This is a genomic window from Streptacidiphilus sp. EB103A (assembly GCF_041261405.1).
Lineage (GTDB): Bacteria > Actinomycetota > Actinomycetes > Streptomycetales > Streptomycetaceae > Streptacidiphilus.
In genome coordinates this window covers 12,563-31,242 of the sequence record NZ_JBGCAQ010000026.1, presented here as the reverse complement: position 1 = coordinate 31,242, position 18,680 = coordinate 12,563, and the positions used below count along the sequence as shown (strand labels likewise).

At 72.5% G+C, this 18,680-nt stretch carries 13 protein-coding genes; 8 read left to right on the top strand and 5 right to left on the bottom strand.

What is annotated here, in order from left to right:
* The first annotated feature begins 7 nt into the window (after positions 1 to 7).
* From ABH941_RS34545 to ABH941_RS34525, 5 genes are all read left to right on the top strand, one after another.
* Positions 8 to 2,098, top strand: a complete 2,091-nt coding sequence (locus ABH941_RS34545) for a transglycosylase domain-containing protein (RefSeq protein WP_370133778.1) — start codon at positions 8 to 10, stop codon at positions 2,096 to 2,098.
* 184 nt (positions 2,099 to 2,282) lie between these two features.
* The gene (locus tag ABH941_RS34540; RefSeq protein ID WP_370133774.1) at positions 2,283 to 3,887 is read left to right on the top strand and encodes a DUF2142 domain-containing protein; all 1,605 of its coding nucleotides are present in this window, start codon (positions 2,283 to 2,285) and stop codon (positions 3,885 to 3,887) included.
* A gap of 204 nt (positions 3,888 to 4,091) precedes the next feature.
* A complete protein-coding gene (locus ABH941_RS34535; protein WP_370133771.1) occupies positions 4,092 to 6,434 on the top strand; it encodes an ATP-binding cassette domain-containing protein in 2,343 nt (780 codons plus the stop codon).
* 10 nt (positions 6,435 to 6,444) lie between these two features.
* Complete coding sequence (locus ABH941_RS34530; protein ID WP_370133768.1) at positions 6,445 to 6,987, top strand: hypothetical protein; 543 nt, start codon at positions 6,445 to 6,447, stop codon at positions 6,985 to 6,987.
* Positions 6,984 to 8,006: a serine/threonine-protein kinase gene (locus ABH941_RS34525; protein WP_370133765.1), complete on the top strand. Its 1,023-nt coding sequence runs from the start codon at positions 6,984 to 6,986 to the stop codon at positions 8,004 to 8,006. The genes ABH941_RS34530 and ABH941_RS34525 overlap by 4 nt, the downstream gene beginning before the upstream one ends.
* Here the strand turns inward: ABH941_RS34525 and ABH941_RS34520 are convergent.
* On the bottom strand, positions 7,975 to 9,291 hold the full coding sequence (locus ABH941_RS34520) for a streptophobe family protein (protein ID WP_370133762.1): 1,317 nt from the start codon (positions 9,289 to 9,291) through the stop codon (positions 7,975 to 7,977). The genes ABH941_RS34525 and ABH941_RS34520 overlap by 32 nt on opposite strands.
* A 481-nt stretch (positions 9,292 to 9,772) precedes the next feature.
* On the opposite strand from ABH941_RS34520, the gene ABH941_RS34515 reads away from it, so the two are divergent.
* Together ABH941_RS34515 and ABH941_RS34510 are read left to right on the top strand one after the other, a co-directional pair.
* Positions 9,773 to 10,762, top strand: coding sequence for a DUF6777 domain-containing protein (locus ABH941_RS34515; protein WP_370133759.1), 990 nt, complete (start codon positions 9,773 to 9,775; stop codon positions 10,760 to 10,762).
* Positions 10,763 to 10,772: 10 nt separating this feature from the next.
* Positions 10,773 to 11,294: a hypothetical protein gene (locus ABH941_RS34510; protein ID WP_370133757.1), complete on the top strand. Its 522-nt coding sequence runs from the start codon at positions 10,773 to 10,775 to the stop codon at positions 11,292 to 11,294.
* A 19-nt stretch (positions 11,295 to 11,313) separates the two neighbouring features.
* On the opposite strand, the gene ABH941_RS34505 is transcribed toward ABH941_RS34510, so the two are convergent.
* The 3 genes from ABH941_RS34505 to ABH941_RS34495 all read right to left on the bottom strand — a co-directional run bounded on the left by ABH941_RS34505 (position 11,314) and on the right by ABH941_RS34495 (position 16,385).
* Positions 11,314 to 13,359, bottom strand: coding sequence for a phosphocholine-specific phospholipase C (locus ABH941_RS34505; RefSeq protein WP_370133755.1), 2,046 nt, complete (start codon positions 13,357 to 13,359; stop codon positions 11,314 to 11,316).
* Between the two features lie 191 nt (positions 13,360 to 13,550).
* Positions 13,551 to 15,914: a ricin-type beta-trefoil lectin domain protein gene (locus ABH941_RS34500; RefSeq protein ID WP_370133752.1), complete on the bottom strand. Its 2,364-nt coding sequence runs from the start codon at positions 15,912 to 15,914 to the stop codon at positions 13,551 to 13,553.
* A 246-nt stretch (positions 15,915 to 16,160) separates the two neighbouring features.
* Positions 16,161 to 16,385: a hypothetical protein gene (locus ABH941_RS34495; protein WP_370133749.1), complete on the bottom strand. Its 225-nt coding sequence runs from the start codon at positions 16,383 to 16,385 to the stop codon at positions 16,161 to 16,163.
* 379 nt (positions 16,386 to 16,764) lie between these two features.
* Between ABH941_RS34495 and ABH941_RS34490 the strand changes: the two genes are divergently transcribed.
* Complete coding sequence (locus tag ABH941_RS34490; protein ID WP_370133747.1) at positions 16,765 to 17,904, top strand: efflux RND transporter periplasmic adaptor subunit; 1,140 nt, start codon at positions 16,765 to 16,767, stop codon at positions 17,902 to 17,904.
* Between the two features lie 7 nt (positions 17,905 to 17,911).
* On the opposite strand, the gene ABH941_RS34485 is transcribed toward ABH941_RS34490, so the two are convergent.
* Entirely contained in the window at positions 17,912 to 18,604 is a 693-nt protein-coding gene (locus ABH941_RS34485) for a class F sortase (RefSeq protein WP_370133744.1), read from the bottom strand.
* Between the last annotated feature and the right edge of the window lie 76 nt (positions 18,605 to 18,680).

Genomic DNA, 18,680 nt, shown 5'->3' with positions numbered 1-18,680 from the left:
TGCAGACATGACGGTGCAGACACGGCTGGGCAGAGCAGGCCTGTTCATACGCCTGCTCGGCGCGAGCGTCCTGGCCGGGGTCCTGGTCGCGGTGCTGGCCCTGCCGCTGACCGGGGCGATCGGCTACGGCGCCAAGTCGGCGGTCGGCTCGTTCGAGCAGCTTCCGGACAGCCTGACCGCGCCGGTGCTCGCCCAGGCGTCGACCCTGTACGACTCCGGCGGCGGCGTCATCGCCAGGGTGTACGCCCGCGACCGCACCGTGGTCCCGCTGGACCGAATAGCGCCGGTGATGCGCCGTGCCATCGTCGACATCGAGGACGACCGCTTCTACCAGCACGGCGCCGTCGACCTCAAGGGCAGCCTGCGCGCCCTGGTGAGCAACGCCGGCTCCGGCGGCGTCGCCCAGGGCGGTTCGACACTGGCCCAGCAGTACGTCAAGAACGTCTTCGTCGAGGAGGCGGGGGACGACCAGGCCAGGGTGCTGACGGCGCAGCGGCAGACGCTGGGACGCAAGATCCAGGAGATGAAGTACGCGATCGGCCTGGAGGAGCGGATGTCCAAGGACCAGATCCTCGAGAACTATCTGAACATCACCTTCTTCGGGGAGCAGGCATACGGCATCGAGGCGGCGGCGGAGCGCTACTTCAGCGTCCCGGCGTCGGAGCTGACCCTCCCGCAGGCGGCGCTGCTGGCCGGTCTGGTGCAGTCGCCCAGCCGCTACGACCCGATGCGCGACCCGGACACCGCCAAGGACCGCCGCGACACCGTGCTCGACGCCATGGTCGCCAACCACAGCGTCACCGCGGCGCAGGCGAAGGCGGCCAAGGCCGCGCCGCTGGGGCTGGCGGCCAGCCCGCCGCGGCAGGGCTGCATCACCGCCGGCACCGGCGAGGCGTTCTTCTGCGACTACGTGAAGCACCTGTTCCTGGCGAACCGGGCGTTCGGAGCCACCCCGCAGGCCAGGCAGGCGCTGTGGGACACCGGCGGGCTGCAGATCCACACCACGCTGGACCCCGGCGCCCAGGCCGCCGCGCAGGCCGCGGTCACCGGGCATGTCTACGCCACCGACCGGGCCGCCGCGGCCGTCACCCTGGTCCAGCCGGGCACCGGTAAGATCATCGCGATGGCCCAGAGCCGCCCCTACGGGCCCGGCGACCACGAGACCGAGCTCAACCTCAATGTCGACCGCCTGATGGGCGGCGGGAGCGGCTTCCAGACCGGTTCGACGTTCAAGCCGGTCACCGCCGCCGCCGCACTGGAGAACGGGATCGGCATGGACCAGGTGTACCCGGCGCCCTACAAGGACGACTACCCCTCGATGCAGACCTGCGACGGCCGCACCCTGCCGCAGGTGCCCGGGGACCAGAACGACAGCCCCGACCTGGTCGGCCCCTTCGACATGCCCACCGCGATGGCGCAGTCGGTCAACACCTACTTCGTCCCGCTGGAGGCCGACGCGGGGCTGTGCAACGTGGTCCGGATGGCCCGCTCGCTGGGCCTGGGCTCCCAGGCCCTGACCGACGGCTCCGGCCATCTCCGGCCCGTCGACCAGGTCCAGTCGCTGACCCTGGGGACCAACAACTTCACGCCGCTGCAGATGGCCGACGCCTACGCGGCGTTCGCCGCGCACGGCACCTACTGCGCCCCGATCGCGCTGACCTCGGTCCGCACGCCGGCCGGCGCGAGTCTGCCGGTGCCCAGGGCGTCCTGCTCGTCGGCCATGTCCTCGGACACCGCGGACGCGATCACCACCATGCTGCACGGGGTGGTCCAGGACGGCACCGGCGCGCCCGCCGGGCTGGACAACCGCGACGACGCCGGGAAGACCGGCACCACCGACGGGCACCGCCAGGTCTGGTTCACCGGCTTCACCGCGCAGCTCGCCGGCGCGGCCGTGGTCAGCGACACCAAGGCCCCGCTGGAGAGCCTGAACAACCGCAGTTACGGTGGGGCGTACGTCTCGGACGCGTTCGGCGGCACGCTGGCCGGACCGATCTGGAAGGAGGCCGTCACCGGAGCGCTCGCGGGGCAGCCCGACGTCGGACTGGCTTCCGTCCCGCTGCCGACCCCGCCAGATCCGTCCGCGACCGCACCGTAGTGCGGACCGCCGTGCGGAAGGCGTCAGGGTGAACACATGCCGACCGGAACATGAGGTTCCCCGAGGGCTCCCAGGCGGTCGGTGTATCGTCTGCCCGACTCGGCCGAAAGCTTGTCTGATCTGCGTATCGGTCCTGTCGTGCCACACGTCCCCAGGTTGTAGCGGATTCGGATTGTCGAGGACCATGGCTGTCGCCGCTGTCGGGTCGAACCCCACTGCCGTAGCCGAGCCCGAACGGGCCCCGGAGCGGTGGACCCCTGTCCGTGTCTTCTGGTGGGCCTTCGTCGGCTTTCTGGTCCTCGGCATCGGCTGGGGCCTGGCCGTGCCCTACGACGGCTTCGCGGACGAGGCGCGCCATGCGGCGCGGGCCTACACCGCCGCCGGGGGGCAGATCGTCTTCAACGGCGACACCCAGTCGGACGGCACCCCGCTGATCAAGGTGCCCAAGAGCCTCGCCCCCAACGCCCCGGCCAGCGCCGCCTGCTTCCAGCAGGACCCGGGTGTCGCGGCCGGCTGCTCGCCGGCGGCCGGCCGGGTGCAGGACGAGCACACCATCGTCGAGATCCCCTCGGGCGCCGCACGCTACAACCCCATCTACTACGTGATCGTGGGCCAGCCACTGCGGCTGTGGCCCGACTCCACCGGGATCTACCTGGCCAGACTGCTGTCCGACGCGATGGTCAGCGCCCTGTTCGCGGCCGCCTTCGCGATCACGGCGATGGCCCGGCGCGGCCGGCGCATGCTGGCCGGACTGCTGGTGGCGCTCACCCCGGTGGCGGTGAACCTGGCGCCCGCGATCAATCCGGCGGGTCTGGAGATCGGCGGCGCGGCCGTGCTGTGGACCGCTCTGGTGCTGCTGGTCGACGGACGGCAGCGGTCGGCCGCCCTGGTCCGGCTGGCCGCGCTCGGTGCGGCGATCGTGGCCACGGTGCGCTTCGGCGGAATACTCTGGCTGGTCCTGATCTTCGGCGTCGCCGCGCTGGGGATGTCCCGGGACCGGCTGCGTCGGCTGACCCGCCTGCGGATGGTCCGCCGCTGGGGCGCGTTCGTGGCGGTCACCGTGGTCGCGGGCGTGCTCTGGTCGGTGTGGCAGGACCCGGCGGGCGACGCGGTCTCCACCAGTGGCGGCCGGTCGCTGCCCTACAAGATCTTCGCCGCCTTCAGCGTGGACATCTGGGACCGGGGCGAGTACCTGGTCAAGGGCATGGTGGGGCTGGTCGGATTCGGCGAGACCTCACCGCCCGCGATCGTCTTCCCGATCTGGTTCTGCGCCTTCGGCGCCCTGCTCTTCACCGCCATGGTGCTGACCCGAACGCTCGACCGAATCAGGCTGGGCATCCTGGTCGTCGGCACCTTCGGGCTGCTCCTCGCCAGCGACATAGGCCCGATAAGCCAGGGCTGGTACCTCTCCCAGGGCCGCTACGGTCTGCCGGCGATCCTCGGCGTGCCGATCCTGGGCGGGTACCTCCTGGTCGAACGGGGCGTGTTCAGCGACGCGCACCTGCGGACGCTGACCCGCGGCTACGTCCTGCTGCTGCTGCCGCTGCAGTTCGTCACCTTCTATGCGGCGATGCTGCGCTACCAGCAGGGCATCAGGGCGGGCAACCCGCTGCCGGTCCAGCCGTGGAACCCGTTCACCGGCAGCTGGCTGCCGGCCTCGGGGCCGGAGCTGCCGTTCGCCGCCGCCGTGGTCGGGCTGGCGGTACTGGGCTGGCTGGTATGGCGGATGACGCCGCCTCAGCCCCGGCTTCAGCCCCGGTCGGAGTCGGCGGCCGCGGTGAAGTTGTAACGGGCGTGCGCGAGCGGTGGGAAGGAACCGTACGCGAGGGATTGAATTGAATGACGTGTACGTGCCACCCTTGAGGCGCCCGGACGGCGCCGGTCGCAACCCGCCGCCCGGGCACGTGGACCCCATGCCGCCCGGCAGAAGCGGTGGTGGGGTCCACGTGCGCCGCCCGGGCAGGCCCTCCGGCCCGGACGTAGAATTTCGTGCATGGGAGAGCGACTTATCGCGCCCAACGCGCCACAGCTCCTTCTGGAGACCGACGGCGACTCGCAGCTGATCAGCCCGAGCCGCTCGTACCAGGTCGGTCGTGACCCGCTGAGCGACATCATGTTCGCGGACCCCCGGGTTTCCTGGCACCACGCCGTCCTGCACGTCGGGGACGGCCACTGGGTGCTCGACGACGCCGGGAGCACCAACGGCACGTTCACCGACGGCCGCCAGGTGCGGCATCTCGACGTCGGCCCCGGCAGCGTCGTGCGCTTCGGCAACGCCGTCGACGGACCCCGGGCCGCGCTCAGCCTCCTCCCGGCGCCATCACCGGCGGCACCCTCGCGGTCACCCTCGGCGCTGACGTCCATCACCGGCTCCTACCGCCGGCCGACCACGATCCGCAGCCTGCCGGAGCGGACCATCCGGATCGGGCGCGCCGCCGACAACGACCTGGTCATCGAGGACCTGGCGGTCTCCCGGCACCACGCCGAGCTGCGCGCCGTGCCGCAGGGCCGCTACGCGATCGTCGACCAGGGGAGCCACAACGGCACCTATGTCAACGGCGCCCCGGTGGTCTACTCCCTGGTCGGGGCAGGCGATCTGATCGGCATCGGGCACTCCGTGTTCTGCCTGGTCGGCGACGAACTCCAGGAGTTCGTGGACGACGGCGAGGTCTCGCTGGACGTCCAGGGCCTGGTGGTCCGGGTGGGCGACGGGCGGACGCTGCTGGACCGGGTCTCCTTCCCGGTGGCGCAGAAGTGCCTGCTGGCCGTCGCAGGGCCCAGCGGCGCCGGGAAGTCCACCCTGCTCAACGCGCTCACCGGGCTGCGCCCCGCCGACGAGGGCACCGTCCGCTACGACGGCCGGGACCTGTACCGGGACTACGCCGAGCTGCGCCAGCGCATCGGCCTGGTCCCGCAGGACGACATCCTGCACACCCAGCTGACGGTGCGTCGCGCCCTGCGCTACGCCGCCGAACTGCGCTTCCCCGGGGACACCGCCGAGTCCGAACGCCGGGCCCGGGTCGAGGAGGTGATCGGGGAGCTCGGCCTCGAACCCCGCGCGGACCAGGTGATCTCCAGCCTCTCCGGAGGCCAGCGCAAGCGGGTCAGCGTCGCCCTGGAACTGCTCACCAAGCCCTCGCTGCTCTTCCTCGACGAGCCGACCTCCGGTCTGGACCCCGGCATGGACCGCTCCGTGATGCACATGCTGCGGGACCTGGCGGACGACGGGCGGACCGTCATCGTGGTCACCCACAGCGTGCTCAGCCTGGACGTCTGCGACCGGTTGCTGCTGCTCGCCCCCGGCGGCCGGATCGCCTTCTACGGACCTCCCGGCGAGACCCTGGAGTTCGTCGGCTTCAGTGAATGGCCGTCGGCCTTCGAGGCCTTCGAACAGCACGCGGACCGGGACTGGGCGGGCCAGTACCGCGCCTCGGACTCCTACCGCCGCTACATCGCCGCCGCGATGGGCCGGCCCGGGCAGGTCGGCGCCTCCCCGAGACCATCGCTGCCCCCGCCGAAGGCGCAGAGCTGGGGATCCCAGCTCGGCACCCTGGTGCGCCGCTATGCCGCGGCCCTGGCCGCGGACCGCACCTTCCTGGCCATCATGATCGCCCTCCCCTTCGTGATGGGAGCCATGACGCACGCCCTGGCCGGCCGCCGGCTCGACCAGAGCACCGCGCTCAACGCGCTGCTCATCCTCTGCGTCGGCGGCGTGCTCACCGGCGCCGCCAACGCGGTGCGCGAACTGGTCAAGGAACGGGTGATCTACCAGCGCGAACGCGCGGTCGGGCTCTCCCGGTCCGCGTACCTGTGCTCGAAGATCGTGGTGCTCGGCACGGTGACGGTGGTCCAGGCGGTGGTGCTCACCATGGTCGGCCTCATCGGTGTGAAACTGCGCCCGCAGGGCGGGGGAGGGGTCTTCCTGCCACCGCTGATCGAGATCACCCTGGCCGTCGCGCTGCTGTCGTTCACCGCGATGATGCTCGGCCTGCTGATCTCGGCCCTGGTGCGCAAGGAGGAGGTCACCATGCCGCTGCTGGTGCTGCTCGCCATCGTGCAGGTGGTCTTCTGCGGTGCGCTGCTCCCGCTGAACGGGGTGCCGGTGCTCGACCAGCTCTCCTGGCTGGTGCCCGCGCGCTGGGCCCTGGGGGCGATGGCGGGCACCATCGACCTGCACCGGATCGTTCCGGGCACGCTGAGCAGCGACCCGCTGTTCGCCCACAGCGCCGGTGTCTGGCTGCTGAACCTGGGCATGCTGGTGCTGCTCTCGCTGGTGCTGGGACTGCTGGTCGCCCGCCTGCTGCGCAGGCGCGAACCCACCATCATGCGTCGTTAGCGGCCCGCCGATGAACCCCGCGGAGTTCCAGCCGACGCATGTGGCACCGCCCGAGGGCCTGGCGACCTGGGCGGGACCGGACCCGTCCCAGCCCTCGACGGCGCTCGATCCGCTGCTGCCGGTGCAGGTGCTGGAACGCCGCGGGGACTGGACCCGGGTCGTCTGCGCCAACGGCTGGGCCGCCTGGGTGGACGGCCGGCTGCTGGTCGCCCTCCCGCGCAGCCCCGACGGCGCGTCGCAGCCGCTCACCGCCATGACCGACCCCCGCCCGCTGCTGGCCAGGCTGGAACTGGCGCTGGCGGCCTACCGGGGCCTGGTGGACGAGCTCGTCGCCGGTCGGCTGGAGCTGGAGGCCTTCCAGCGCCGGGCGGCCGGATTCCGGCTCGGCGCCGTCGTCGACGGCACCTCCGCCTGGCTGCTGGACCTGGACCGGGACCGCTGGTTCTACTGCGACGGCACCAGGCTCCAGCCCTACGCCACCGTCGAGGCGCCCCCGGCCGAGGCGTCGCCGGCCGGCACGCCTCACGTCACCGAGCCGGGTGAGCCCGGATGACCACGGCGCACACCGGCATGATCGGCCGCCGCATCGCCGGCTACCTGCTGGAACGGGAACTCGGCCGCGGCGGGATGGCCGTGGTCTACCTGGCCGAGGACCTCCGCCTGGGCCGCAAGGTGGCGGTCAAGCTGCTGGCCCCCGAACTGGCCCGCAACGACGTCTTCCGCAGCCGCTTCGCCCACGAGTCCAGAGTCGCGGCCGCCATCGACCACCCGCACATCGTCCCGGTGTTCGAAGCGGGCGAGGCCGAGGGCGTCCTCTACATCGCCATGTGCTACGTCCAGGGCATGGACCTGCGCGCCCTGCTGGACCGGCAGGGGCCGCTGCCGCTCCGGCAGACGGTCCGCATCGCCGTCCAGGTCGCCTCCGCGCTGGACGCCGCGCACGCCCACGACCTGGTGCACCGGGACGTCAAGCCCGGCAACATCCTGGTCGCCGAGGGGACCGACAGCGACCATCCCGAGCACGTCTACCTGACGGACTTCGGGCTGACCAAGAAGTCGCTCTCGCTGACCGGGTTCACCACCCTGGGCCAGTTCGTCGGCACCGTCGACTACGTGGCGCCGGAGCAGATCTCCGGCCGCCCGGTGGACGGCCGCTGCGACGTCTACAGCCTGGGATGCGTGGTCTTCGAGGCACTGACCGGGGCCCCGCCGTTCCGGCGGGACGACGACATGGCGCTGCTCTGGGCCCATGTGCACGAACCCGTGCCCTCGCTCCGTGCCCTGCGCGCCGAACTGCCCGAGGCACTGGACCCGGTACTGGCCAAGGCGCTGGCCAAGGACCCCGAGGACCGGTACGCCACCTGCCTGGCCTTCGTCGCCGCGCTGCGCGACGCGGGCCGGAGCCCGGCGCCGGCGGGGGAGCGGACCCCGACCCAGGTGGTTCCGAGACTGGACGGGTCGGTGACCGGACTGCCGGAGCCACCGGCCTGGGCCCGGCCGGTCTTCGCGGCCGGCCGGGCGACGGGCGGCCCGGCCGTCGTCACCGGGGCGGCAGGGCCGGCTCGCGGTTGATCCGCGCCGCCGGCAGGCTGCCGAGGAACCCCGCCACCGTTCCCCACAGGGCGCCCAGCGTCACCGCCCGCAGCAGGTCCGGTCGCAGGAAGAGCGACCCGGCGACCGGACTTCCGCCGCCGGAGCCGCCGCCCGTCAGTGCGGCGAGGTCGCCGGCGTCGCCGACCCCCAGCAGCGACATCCCGTAGCCGGCCGAGATCCGCGTCGCCAGAGCCACCAGCAGCATGGTGACCGCCAGCGCGGCGCCCGTCTTCAGCGCGTGCTGCCAGGGGCGGGGCCGGGCGTGCGCCCGGGCCGCCGTCACCGCAACGGCCGCGACCAGCAGGCACGCCGCCAGGACCGGCAGCGCCCAGACCCGGCCGTCGAACCGGGACAGCGTGCTCAGGTCGAGCGTGGTGTCGGCGCTGCCCGAGGTCCGCAGGACCGAGGAGAGGACCTCGGGCACGGGCAGGCCGATGCTGCCGTTCACATGGCCGTGCCAGGAGGCGCCCAGGCCGATGCCCAGGGCCAGCCAGGCGAGGTTGGGCACCGCGAGGAGGACCACGGCGAAGGTGGGCCGGGCCGGCCCGTGGGTGAGGGCGGTGACCACCCCCGCGACCGCGCCCAGGGCCGCGTAGCCGAGCAGCAGCAGGAGCATCGCGGCGGCGCACGGCTGGACGGCCGCCCGCAGCCGCAGCAGCCCGCTGGGCAGCGGGGCGCGGCGCGAGACCGCGAAGGCCAGGGCCAGCACGACCAGCAGCCACAGCAGACCCCAGCCTGCGGCGGGCAGGCTCACCCGGAAACCCACGGTCGGGGTCACTCCGATGGCGGAACCGATCGTGTCGGCGAGTCCGCTGCCGGTGGAGGACACGGTGAAGGTGTGCCGGGCCGCCAGGGCGAGCAGCAGCAGCGCCGCGAGCCACAGCAGCGCCGTCCGCGCCACCGCGCCGAGCAGCTCGCCGCCGTGGGCCGTGGCCCGGAAGCGCAGCGGGCGCAGGAAGCAGACCGCCGCGACCAGCCCGCCGACCAGACTCACCGTCAGGGGCAGGGCGGCGATGCCGGCGTGGGCCTGGGCGAGGAATCCGGCGCTGCCGTCCATGGTCACCGGAGCTCCGAGCGCCATCAGCACCGTGGCGGCGAGCACGGCCGCGAACGCTCCGTGGGGCAGCGTTCCGGCCTCGGCCAGCCAGAGCCCGACGGCGGCCGTGGCGCCCATCGCCAGCAGGGTCGCGGCCACCGTGCCCAGGGCTGCCGCCCAGCCGCGCAGTACTCCCGCGGGTGGCCGGGGAACGTCGCTGTGCTGCACGCCGGCTCCTGTCGGGGGAGGGGTGGGCTGCTTCCGGGTTTCAGCTTCGGCCACGCTGTGGCGTTCGGCGAGCCGGGTGGCCGGGTGGCCGCCGCTGCGGTTGCGGCTGCCCCGGAGGCGGCGCAGACAATGGACGTGATGATCACGGCAGGACCGGGGGGCGCAACCGGCGCCATGGGATGTGGCGCGGGTCTTCCAGGTAGTGGAGGCAAGGATCGTGAGTTCCCAACCCCCGTCCGACCTGCCGTCCGGACAGCAGTCCCAGCCGCCGTCGGGCCCTCCGTCCGGTCCGCTCTCCGGACCGTCGTCCAGTCCGCCGCCGTCGGGCCAGTCCCCGAGGCCCGGGTCCGGCTCCGGTCAGGGCTCGTCCCCGGACTGGGGGCCGCCCACCGAGATCTCAGGTCCGCCGTCACAGCCTCCGGGCGACCGGCGGCTGTCGGCGGCCTCGTCCGGCGGTCCGCGCCGTCCGTGGTGGCGCAGCGTGCGAGGAATCGCGCTGGTCGCCGGTGTCGCCGCCGTCGCGGCGGTACTCGCGGTGGTCCTGACCAACCGTTCGCCGAAGCAGACCGCGCAGGCCGCCCAGGAGGTCGCCCTGCAGTCGGTCGGCAGCGCGGGCCCCGCCCCCTTCACCGCCTCGGTCGCCACCGCGGCGACCGTCTCGGCGAAGCCCTCGGCCGCGAACTCCACCGGGGCGACGGCCGCCGCTGCGGGCGCCCTCCGCTACCAGGGTTCCGCGGTCGGCCTCTACGGCGGCACCGAGCGGCTCTCCAGCTGTGATGTGGCCCAGTTGTCCGCCTTCCTCACCGCCCACCCGGACAAGGCCAGGGCCTGGGCCGGAGTGGAGGGCATCGACTCCTCGGCCGTCCCGTCCTACCTGCGCACGCTCACCCCGGTGGTGCTGCGACTGGACACCCGGGTCACCAACCACGGCTTCAGCAACGGCGCCGCGACCAGCTTCCAGTCCGTGCTGCAGGGCGGCACCGCTGTGCTCATCGACGCCCACGGGCTGCCGCGGGTGCGCTGCGCCTGTGGGAATCCCCTGCTGGCGCCGCTGGCCGACGATGCCTCGACCAGGTTCACCGGCACCAGGTGGACCTCCTTCGAGCCCGGGAACACCGTGGTCGTCGTGCCCTCGGAGGTCGAGGTGACGGTGATCGTGCTGGTGGACCCGGAGACCGGCCAGTGGTTCGGCCGGCCCACGGGCGGCCGGGGCGACACGGACCACCGGACGCCGCCCCCGAGCACCAGCTCCGCGCCCAGCGTCTCGACGAGCACATCCGGGTCGGCCTCGACGTCGGGCTCTGCCTCCTCCTCGCCGTCGCCTTCACCCTCACCCTCACCCTCGCCGTCGCCGTCGCCGTCACCCTCCGGTTCGACGTCGGGTTCGCCTTCCTCCTCGCTCCTGCCGTCGCCCGCTCCGGCGGGCACGACCCCGGCGGATACCACCAACCCCTTCTCCACAGCCTCCTAGAATCACCTGCGTGGAGACCCTGGTGACCCGTGCGGAGTGGGGCGCGCTGCCGCCGTTGGAGCAGTGGCGGGCTCTGCCGCGCACCCGCGGCGTCAAGATCCACTACGAGGGTCGGCAGGTCCCCGCCGACCTGGCGCTCCCGGACCGGCACCACCGCTGCGCCGCCCGGGTGCGGGAGATCCAGGCGATGCACCTGGCCGACACCGTGCAGGGCTGGATCGACATCGCCTACAACGCCCTGGTCTGCCCGCACGGGCGGGTCTTCGAGGGGCGGGGCGCGCACCACGAGAGCGGCGCCAACGGTGATCGCGGGCTCAACCGGGCCCACTACGCGGTCTGCGCCATGATCGGCGACTCCGGGCTGACCGAGCCCGGCACGGCGCTGCTGAACGGGCTGTGCGACGCCGTCGACTGGCTGCGCGAGCACGGCGCCGCCGGGCCGGAGGTCGCGGGGCACCGGGACGGCCGCGACACCGACTGCCCCGGTGAGCCCCTCTACCGCTGGATCCAGGCCGGGGCGCCGCGCCCCTGACGCACTGTCTCCTGACGCGCTATCCGCTGACGCTGGCGGCGCCGGTCTCGATGTGGCCGGTGAAGCGGCGGCTCCAGCTCGGGTCGCTGCTCACGGTGACGGTGAAGTCGTACCAGCCGTTGCTGTAGGCGACGGCGTTGAAGTAGTCCGAGACGCTGCCGCCGGCCGGGACCTGGTAGGTCCACGGGCCGTCGGTGCGGTAGCCGGTGGCGGTGATGGTGAAGGTGACCTGCCCCGTGGAGGTGTTGGCCAGGGCGAACCAGACCGCCTGCTTGCCGGTGTCCGGGGCGGGCGCGAAGGAGGGGACGGCCTCGGCCTTGCTCCCCGCGGCGGTGGTGTCGCCGGCGAAGCGGCGCAGGAAGCGGTTGGGGCCGACCAGGGTGAGGTCGTACTTCCCGTTGCCGTAGCCGGTGCCGGCGTTGAAGAAGTCGGAGGCGGTGCCGCCCGGGTCCACGGTGTACTGCCAGGGGCCGCCGCTGCGGTAGGCGTTGGCGTGGATGGAGAAGTGGGCGGCGGAGGTGGCCTGCGCGCCCTGGTTGGCCATCCTGATCCACACCAGGGTCTTGCCGCCGGAGTCGAACTCCAGGTGGTCCACGAAGCCGTTGGGCTGGTACGGCAGGGCGCGCGCGGGGCGGGTGCCGGCCTCCTGGGTGGGCATCGCATTGGTACCGGGACCCGGGTTGACCAGGGCGTTGCAGTTCGCCTGGCCGATGGTGGCGCTGGTGGAGGGCAGTGCGGGCAGACCGGAGACCGGGTTGGCGAAGTCGAAGGCGCCGGTGAGGTCGCCGCAGACCTTGCGCCGCCAGGAGCTGATGCTCTGACAGATCGCGGGGGTGCCCAGGGCTGTGGTCCAGGTCTCCAGGAAACGGATCACCGAGGTGTGGTCGGAGACCTGGGAGTCCACCCAGCCGCCGCGGGTCCAGGGGGAGACGATGACCATCGGCACCCGGAAGCCCAGCCCGAGCGGCTGACCGCTGTAGCTCTCGCCGGCCGTCCCCGAGGGCGCGACCGGCGGCGGGACGTGGTCGAAGAAGCCGTCGTTCTCGTCGTAGTTGAGGAACAGCACGGTGGAGTCCAGCACGCCGCTGTCGGCGGCCAGGGCCTGCAGCACCAGGTTGATGAAGTGCGCACCGTCGTTCGGCGGCGCGTCCGGGTGCTCGGAGAAGGCCTGGCTGGCCACCACCCAGGAGACCTGGGGCAGGGTGCCGGCCAGGGCGTCGGCCCTGATCGCGGCCGCGATGTCGTCGGGGGTGGAGCCGGTGGAGCGGACCGAGGCCATGCCGCGCTGGTAGAGCGTGCTGCCGGCGGCGGCGTTGGCGAACTGCTTGAAGTACGCGAGGCCGTTGTCGCCGAAGTTGTCACTGGCGTTCTGGTAGACCTTCCAGCTGACCCCGGCGTTCTGCAGGGTCTCGGCGTAGGTCTGCCAGCTGAGGCCGGACTCCGAGCCGCCGTCGTAGGCGGGGCCGCCGGCCGTCCCGCCCGGGTCGATCATCCCGCCCCACAGATAGGTGCGGTTGGGCCCGGTCGCACTGAGGATCGAGCAGTGGTACGCGTCGCAGATGGTGTAGGCGTCGGCGAGGGCGTAGTGGAAGGGGATGTCCGAGCGGTTGAGGAAGCCCATGGTGCGGCTGGAGCCCTTGGCGGAGATCCAGTTGTCCATCTTCCCGCCGTTCCAGGCGCTGTGCTGGGTGGACCAGCCGTGGTCCAGCGAGCCGTCGCACTGCGCCAGGGTCTCCGGGGTGGCGCCGAAGTCCCAGGTGGTGGTGGCGCTGAGCTGCCACGGGTACTGGCGGCCGCTGCCGTTGGGCTGGTTGAAGACCGAGTAGCCGCCCGACAGCGGCACCGTGCTGCGGTCCGCGAAGCCGCGCACCCCTTTGAGGGTGCCGAAGTAGTGGTCGAAGCTGCGGTTCTCCTGCATCAGCACGACCACGTGCTTGACGTCCTTGATGGTGCCGGTGGCGGCTGCCGCGGCGCTGGACGCGGGGCCGGTCACCGCCTCGATGCCGAGGGCGGCGCCGAGGGCGGCGGCGGAGCCGAGGAAGGTGCGACGGGTGAGGGGGGCCACGGAGTCCTCCGGATCGGTGGGCAGGACACGACGGCTGAACTCTGGGCCGCACAGATGTCCTGGCGCCCCGACCAAGGTGGCAGGGACATGAAAGATTGCCCACAACTGGACTGGACCCGTAACCGAAATGAGATCTGCTCGGGGGGTGAGCGCCGCCGCGGCCCCGACCGCGGCGGCGCTCACCCCGGCGGTCACTGCGAGGTCTCGACCCACTGCTGGTTGGCGCCGCCGTTGCAGGTCCAGATCTCCAGCTGGGTGCCGTTGGCGGTGTTGAACCCGGTGTCGTCCAGGCACTTGCCCGACGCCGGGTTCACCAGGGCGCTGCCCTGCTGCTGCCACTGCTGGTTGGCGCCGCCGTTGCAGGTCCACAGCTCGACCAGGGTCCCGTCGGCGGTGGCGGCGCCGGTGATGTCCAGGCAGGCGCCGCCGTTGCTGCGGACGGTGCCGTCGGTGCCGACCGTCCAGTTCTGCGCGGCGGTCAGGTTGCAGTCCCACAGCTGGACCTTGGTGCCGTTGGTGCTGGAGCCGTTGTTGTCGTCGACGCACTTGCCGGAGTTGTCGACGGCCACGATGGGCCGGGCGGTCGGGGTGGTGCCGACCGGAGTGACCGTCAGGTTGTCGAACTGGTCGCCCTGGTAGCCGCTGGTGCCCAGCCCGACCATGCCGGCGATGTAGCTGCTGTCGGTGGCGCTGCCCACGGTGGTGCCGTCGACGGCCGCGCTGATGCTGCTGCCGTTGAAGGTCAGCGCCAGGTGGTGCCAGCTGCCGAGCCCCGGTGCGGTCACCGTGCCGCTTGCCAGCGTGGTGAGCGTGTTTCCGGTGGTGTTGCGGACGATCGACCAGGCCCCGGTGTTGCTGAGCTGCAGGTAGTAGTCGTTGATCCCGGCCGGACCGAAGCTGTGCTGGGTGCCGGCCCGTCCCAGCAGCTGTACCGAGCCGGCCGTCTTGATCAGGGCGTCCGCGGCGACGGTGTAGTTGGTCCAGCCCAGGCTGCCGCCGATGGTGTAGGGGTTGGCGTCGCCGTCCCACTCGATCGGCTTGACCAGCGCCTGCTGGGCCACGCAGCTGCCGCTGCGGCCGCCGGCGCAGGGCTCCACCTCGAAGGCGCCCTGCTGCTGGGAGAGGTAGCGCGGCTGCTGGTCGGTGGTGTCGCTGTCGAAGGTGTCGGAGTACGGCAGGGTCAGCGCGCTCTGCGCCGGACTCGCCGCGGTGCCCTTGCCCTGGCCGGTGGTGGTGGTCAGCGTGTAGATGTACCCGGGCTGCACCGTGAGCGAGTACGAGCCGCCCGAGGGGGTGATGTCGCTCTGCTGCACCATGCCGCCGGTGGCGGCGGACGCGCTCAGGTTGGTCGCCCAGACGTGGACGGCGCCGGTGGACAGGCCCCCGGAGACGTTCACCGTGACGGTCTGGGCGGCGGTGGCCGTGGTGGTCTCGATGACGGTGGAGTAGTTGCCGCCGCTGCTCGACTTCAGCGACACATAGCTGCCGTTGGACTCGCTGCCGCCGAGGTAGCCCGAGCCGGTGTTGAGGAACTGCCAGCCCGGTGCGGTGAACTGGGTGACCTGGGCGGTGGCCCACAGGCTCTTGCCGACGCTGTAGGCGCCGGACCACGGCTGGGCGGCGAGCACCAGGCCGTCGGTGTCATAGGGCAGGTTCGGGTAGACCGCGGCGACCACCGGCCAGTTGATGTAGGCGGTCAGCCCGCCGTCCAGATAGCCGCGGGTGATCGAGCGGATCAGCGCGGCGGCCCCGGCGTTGAGGTCCTGCGAGCCGTTCTCGCTGGCCCACAACGGCTTGCCGGTGCCGGTCGCGGTCGTGTTGCCGCTGCAGGTGTTGGCCGTCCCGCCGTCCCCGCCCGCGCAGGGGTAGTGCACCCCGATGATCGAGACGGCGTTGGCGAAGGCGGAGTTGGACGCGATGTCGGTGGCGACGCTCCAGTCGCTGTCGGCGCCCACGATCTGGATGGCCGAGTAGCCGTCGGCGTTCAGGGTGGAGCGCAGCTGCTCGTACCAGGCGATGTTGTAGCCGCGCTCGTTCCAGCCGCCGAGGTAGTCGATGGTCAGGCCGTGCGACTTTGCGCAACCCAGCCAGTTCACCAGGTAGTTGACCATGTCGGTGGACCAGAAGCTGCCGCCGCCGATCCATCCGGGCGCACCCCAGGCCAGACCGTAGAGCTTGATCGAGGGATTGAGCGCCTTGGCCTGCTCCATCAGCCACCACTCGTACCCAGTACCGCAGTTGACGGCCGAGGCGGTGTGCATATGGCTGGACTCGGAGCCGTCGGTGGAGTTGGTGTCGCCGCCGATCTCCACCTTGAGGATCTGTAGGTCGGCTCCGTAGCCGGGCTTGAACAGGTAGTTGAGGATCTGCTGCTGCTGGGCCGCGGGGTAGTCGGTGAGCAGCCGGGTGTTGCCCCCGCCGCCGCTGATGGCCCCGATCCCGTCGAAGGTCTTGCCCGCGCTGGTCCCGCTGACGGATATCGTCGTCGCGGTGGCGGCGTGCGCCTTTGGGGCGGTCGGCCCAAAACCCATCGCTATCAGCAGCAGTGTCACCACCCCGAGCACTGTCGGAAGACCTGTTCCGCAACGCCGCGCTCTGGTCACCGGATCACCTCTCAGCAGGTGGGATGCGACCGGAAACGGTCCGACCGCAGCACGCAGCGAGCCCCGGCTCGCCCGGGGCATGCTGGTCGTATTGGACGGAAAATGTTGGTCGCTGTTGGAATTGACGCATCGTCAATTGGACATGTCAAGGCTTCCGACAGACCGGCCGCGGCCGGCCGCCGTCTGCCGTTCCGGGTCTCAGCGCCAGGTCCGCCGGGCGACGAGTTCGGCCCATTCCCGGTCCTGCCCCCCGGGCAGCGTCCGGCCGTTCCCGCGCCACTCGGCCGCGAGCTGGGAGTAGATCGGCTCGTCCTGCGGACGGGAGACCGGGCGGGCCCGGCCGGGATCGGACGGCTCCACGGGGGCGGCCCACTGCGGCGGCAGCTCGGCGAGGGTCACACGGGACCAGCGAGGCTCGGGCATGCCCCGTCAACGACCGGCTGCCCCCGGCGGTCACCCGGGACTGGTCCGAACGGGCGACAGCCGGCCACTGGGCTGCCCGGGCCGCCGGGTCACCCGTCCGGACCAGTGGCGTTGCGCACTGCCACCGGCGGTCACACGCTGGAGTCTGAGCGGCATTCAGCTCAGTCACCTGCCGGGAACTCTTCTCCCCGGCAGCCGGCGCCCCCGGGTTCAGCACCCGGGGGCGCCGGTGCGTGCGGGGCCGCCGCGGGGCCGATGCGGGCGAGCGTGGAATTCGGGCGGCGCACCGCGTGGGGTAGTTGAGTCTATAAATACGATTTGTCATGCTTCGGGGCATGGAGCTACCGCGTCGGCCGACTGGGGTACGAGGGGGAGTGCCGTGCGTCGGGGCCTGAGTCGGTGCCTGGCCGGGGCCGGCGCGCTGGTGGTGGCCGGAGGCGCGGCCCTCGCCGTGCCCACGGCCGGCGAGGGCGTCTCGGTCCGGGAGTTCCGGGTGCACCAGGTGGATCTGCGCGCCACCGCCCAACTGGCCGGAGTGCTGCGCGCGGCGGTCAGCTGGCAGCTGTACTTCGGAGCGAGCACCGCGGTGCCCGCCGGCGGGACGGCCGACTCCGACGTGTGTGCGACCGTGCCGCACCCGGCCCCCGGCCTCGGCCCGGTCTCCGCCCTGCAGGCCACCCCGGGGCAGACCGTGACGAAGGGTCAGGTCCTGGCCCGCGCCGACACCACGGCCGCCCACCGTGCCCTGGACGCGGCCCTGCAGGACCTCGCCCAGGCGCAGGCCCTGCTGGCCGACCATCGCAGCGTCGCCGCCGACACCGGCGGGACCGGTACGGCGGCCGAGCCCGCCGCCGCAGCGCAGTCGGTGCTCGGACCGGACCTGGACCGGGTCGCCCAGGGGCAGCAGCGGGTGGCGGCGCTGCAGCGCACGGTGGCGGACGCGACGATCACCGCGCCCGCCGACGGCATCGTCCAGCAGGTGGGCACCGCGGTCGGCGCGACCCCTGACTGCCGCACCCCGGTACTGGTGCTGCGCACCCGTGAGCTGGAGGTGCACGCGCAGGTGGGCGGTGAGGTGCGGGGACGGCTGCAGCCGGGCCAGCCGGCCGAGGTCGCGGTGCCGGACGCCGCCGCGCAGCTGACCACCAGCGTGATCGCACTCCCGCTGTCCGCCACCGCGGCGACCGCCCCCGCCCCTGTCTCCGCCCCCTGGGCGTCCGGAGCGGCCGCGTACCCGCTCGACCTGGTCGTCCCGGACCCGCCCGCGGGCGCCCTGCCGGGCATGCCCGCCACGGTCACGATCACCCTGGAGGCCCGCCCGGGCGTCCTGGCCGTCCCCGCCGAGGCGGTGCGCTCGGACGGCGCCGGTACGCGTGTGCTGCTGCTGCACTGTCCGTCCCCGGGCCGCGCCGGCCACTGCCGTTCCCACCCGGTCCCGGTCGCCACCGGCATCACGGTGGACCAGCTGACGCAGATCACCGCAGGGATCAACCCGGGCGACATCGTCGCCGTCCCCTGACGGCGCTTCAGATGCGCCGGGTGGCGGTCAGATGGGCGTAGAGCACCACATTGCCCAGGTAGCCGGAGGCCCTGCTGTAGCCGCCGCCGCAGGTGATCAGGCGCAGTTCGGGGCGGCGGGTGGGGGCGTAGACGCGCTTGGAGGGGAAGGCGTCCTTCGCGTAGACCTCGATGGCGTCGACGGTGAAGACGGCGGCTTGCCGGTCCCTGCGGTCGATCTCGACGGTGTCGCCCTTGTGCAGCGAGCCCAGCAGGTAGAAGACGGCCGGACCCTTCAGGGTGTCGACATGACCGTCGATGATCGCGTTGCCGGCGGTCCCGGGGGCCGGGCCGTCGCGGTACCAGCCGGCCAGGTTGCGGTCGGAATCGTCCGGCACCTGGAGGCGGCCCTGGGCGTCCAGGCCGAGCGTGGTGACGGGGGCGTCGACCTTGATCGCCGGGATTCTGACCCGGACCGGCACGGAATCCCCCAGCGGTCGCACCCCCGCCTGCCGAGGGGCGTTGGGGTACGGCCAGACGCGGCCGGTCGGGGGCGCGGAGACGAACGGCACCTTGATGCCGGCGAAGGAGTCGGCCGCGGAGGGCTGTGGCGGGTGCTCGGTCTCGGTGCTGCCGTCGTACAGCATCCACGCCCCCGTGCCCAGCGCCGCTGCCGCGACCAGGGCCACCACCCGGTTGTTGCGCACACGCTTCGAGGTCATGATGGCGGGCTCTCTCCGAGCAGGTGCGGTGACTGATCGTGGACGGCGGCGGGGTGGGCAGCGGCCTCCCGGTCGG

Coding starts and splice junctions, on each gene's coding strand:
- ABH941_RS34525 (WP_370133765.1), top strand. CDS start 6,984: ATGACCACGGCGCACACCGGCATGATCGGCCGCCGCATCGCCGGCTAC.
- ABH941_RS34540 (WP_370133774.1), top strand. CDS start 2,283: ATGGCTGTCGCCGCTGTCGGGTCGAACCCCACTGCCGTAGCCGAGCCC.
- ABH941_RS34485 (WP_370133744.1), bottom strand. CDS start 18,604: ATGACCTCGAAGCGTGTGCGCAACAACCGGGTGGTGGCCCTGGTCGCG.
- ABH941_RS34535 (WP_370133771.1), top strand. CDS start 4,092: ATGGGAGAGCGACTTATCGCGCCCAACGCGCCACAGCTCCTTCTGGAG.
- ABH941_RS34530 (WP_370133768.1), top strand. CDS start 6,445: ATGAACCCCGCGGAGTTCCAGCCGACGCATGTGGCACCGCCCGAGGGC.
- ABH941_RS34495 (WP_370133749.1), bottom strand. CDS start 16,385: ATGCCCGAGCCTCGCTGGTCCCGTGTGACCCTCGCCGAGCTGCCGCCG.
- ABH941_RS34545 (WP_370133778.1), top strand. CDS start 8: ATGACGGTGCAGACACGGCTGGGCAGAGCAGGCCTGTTCATACGCCTG.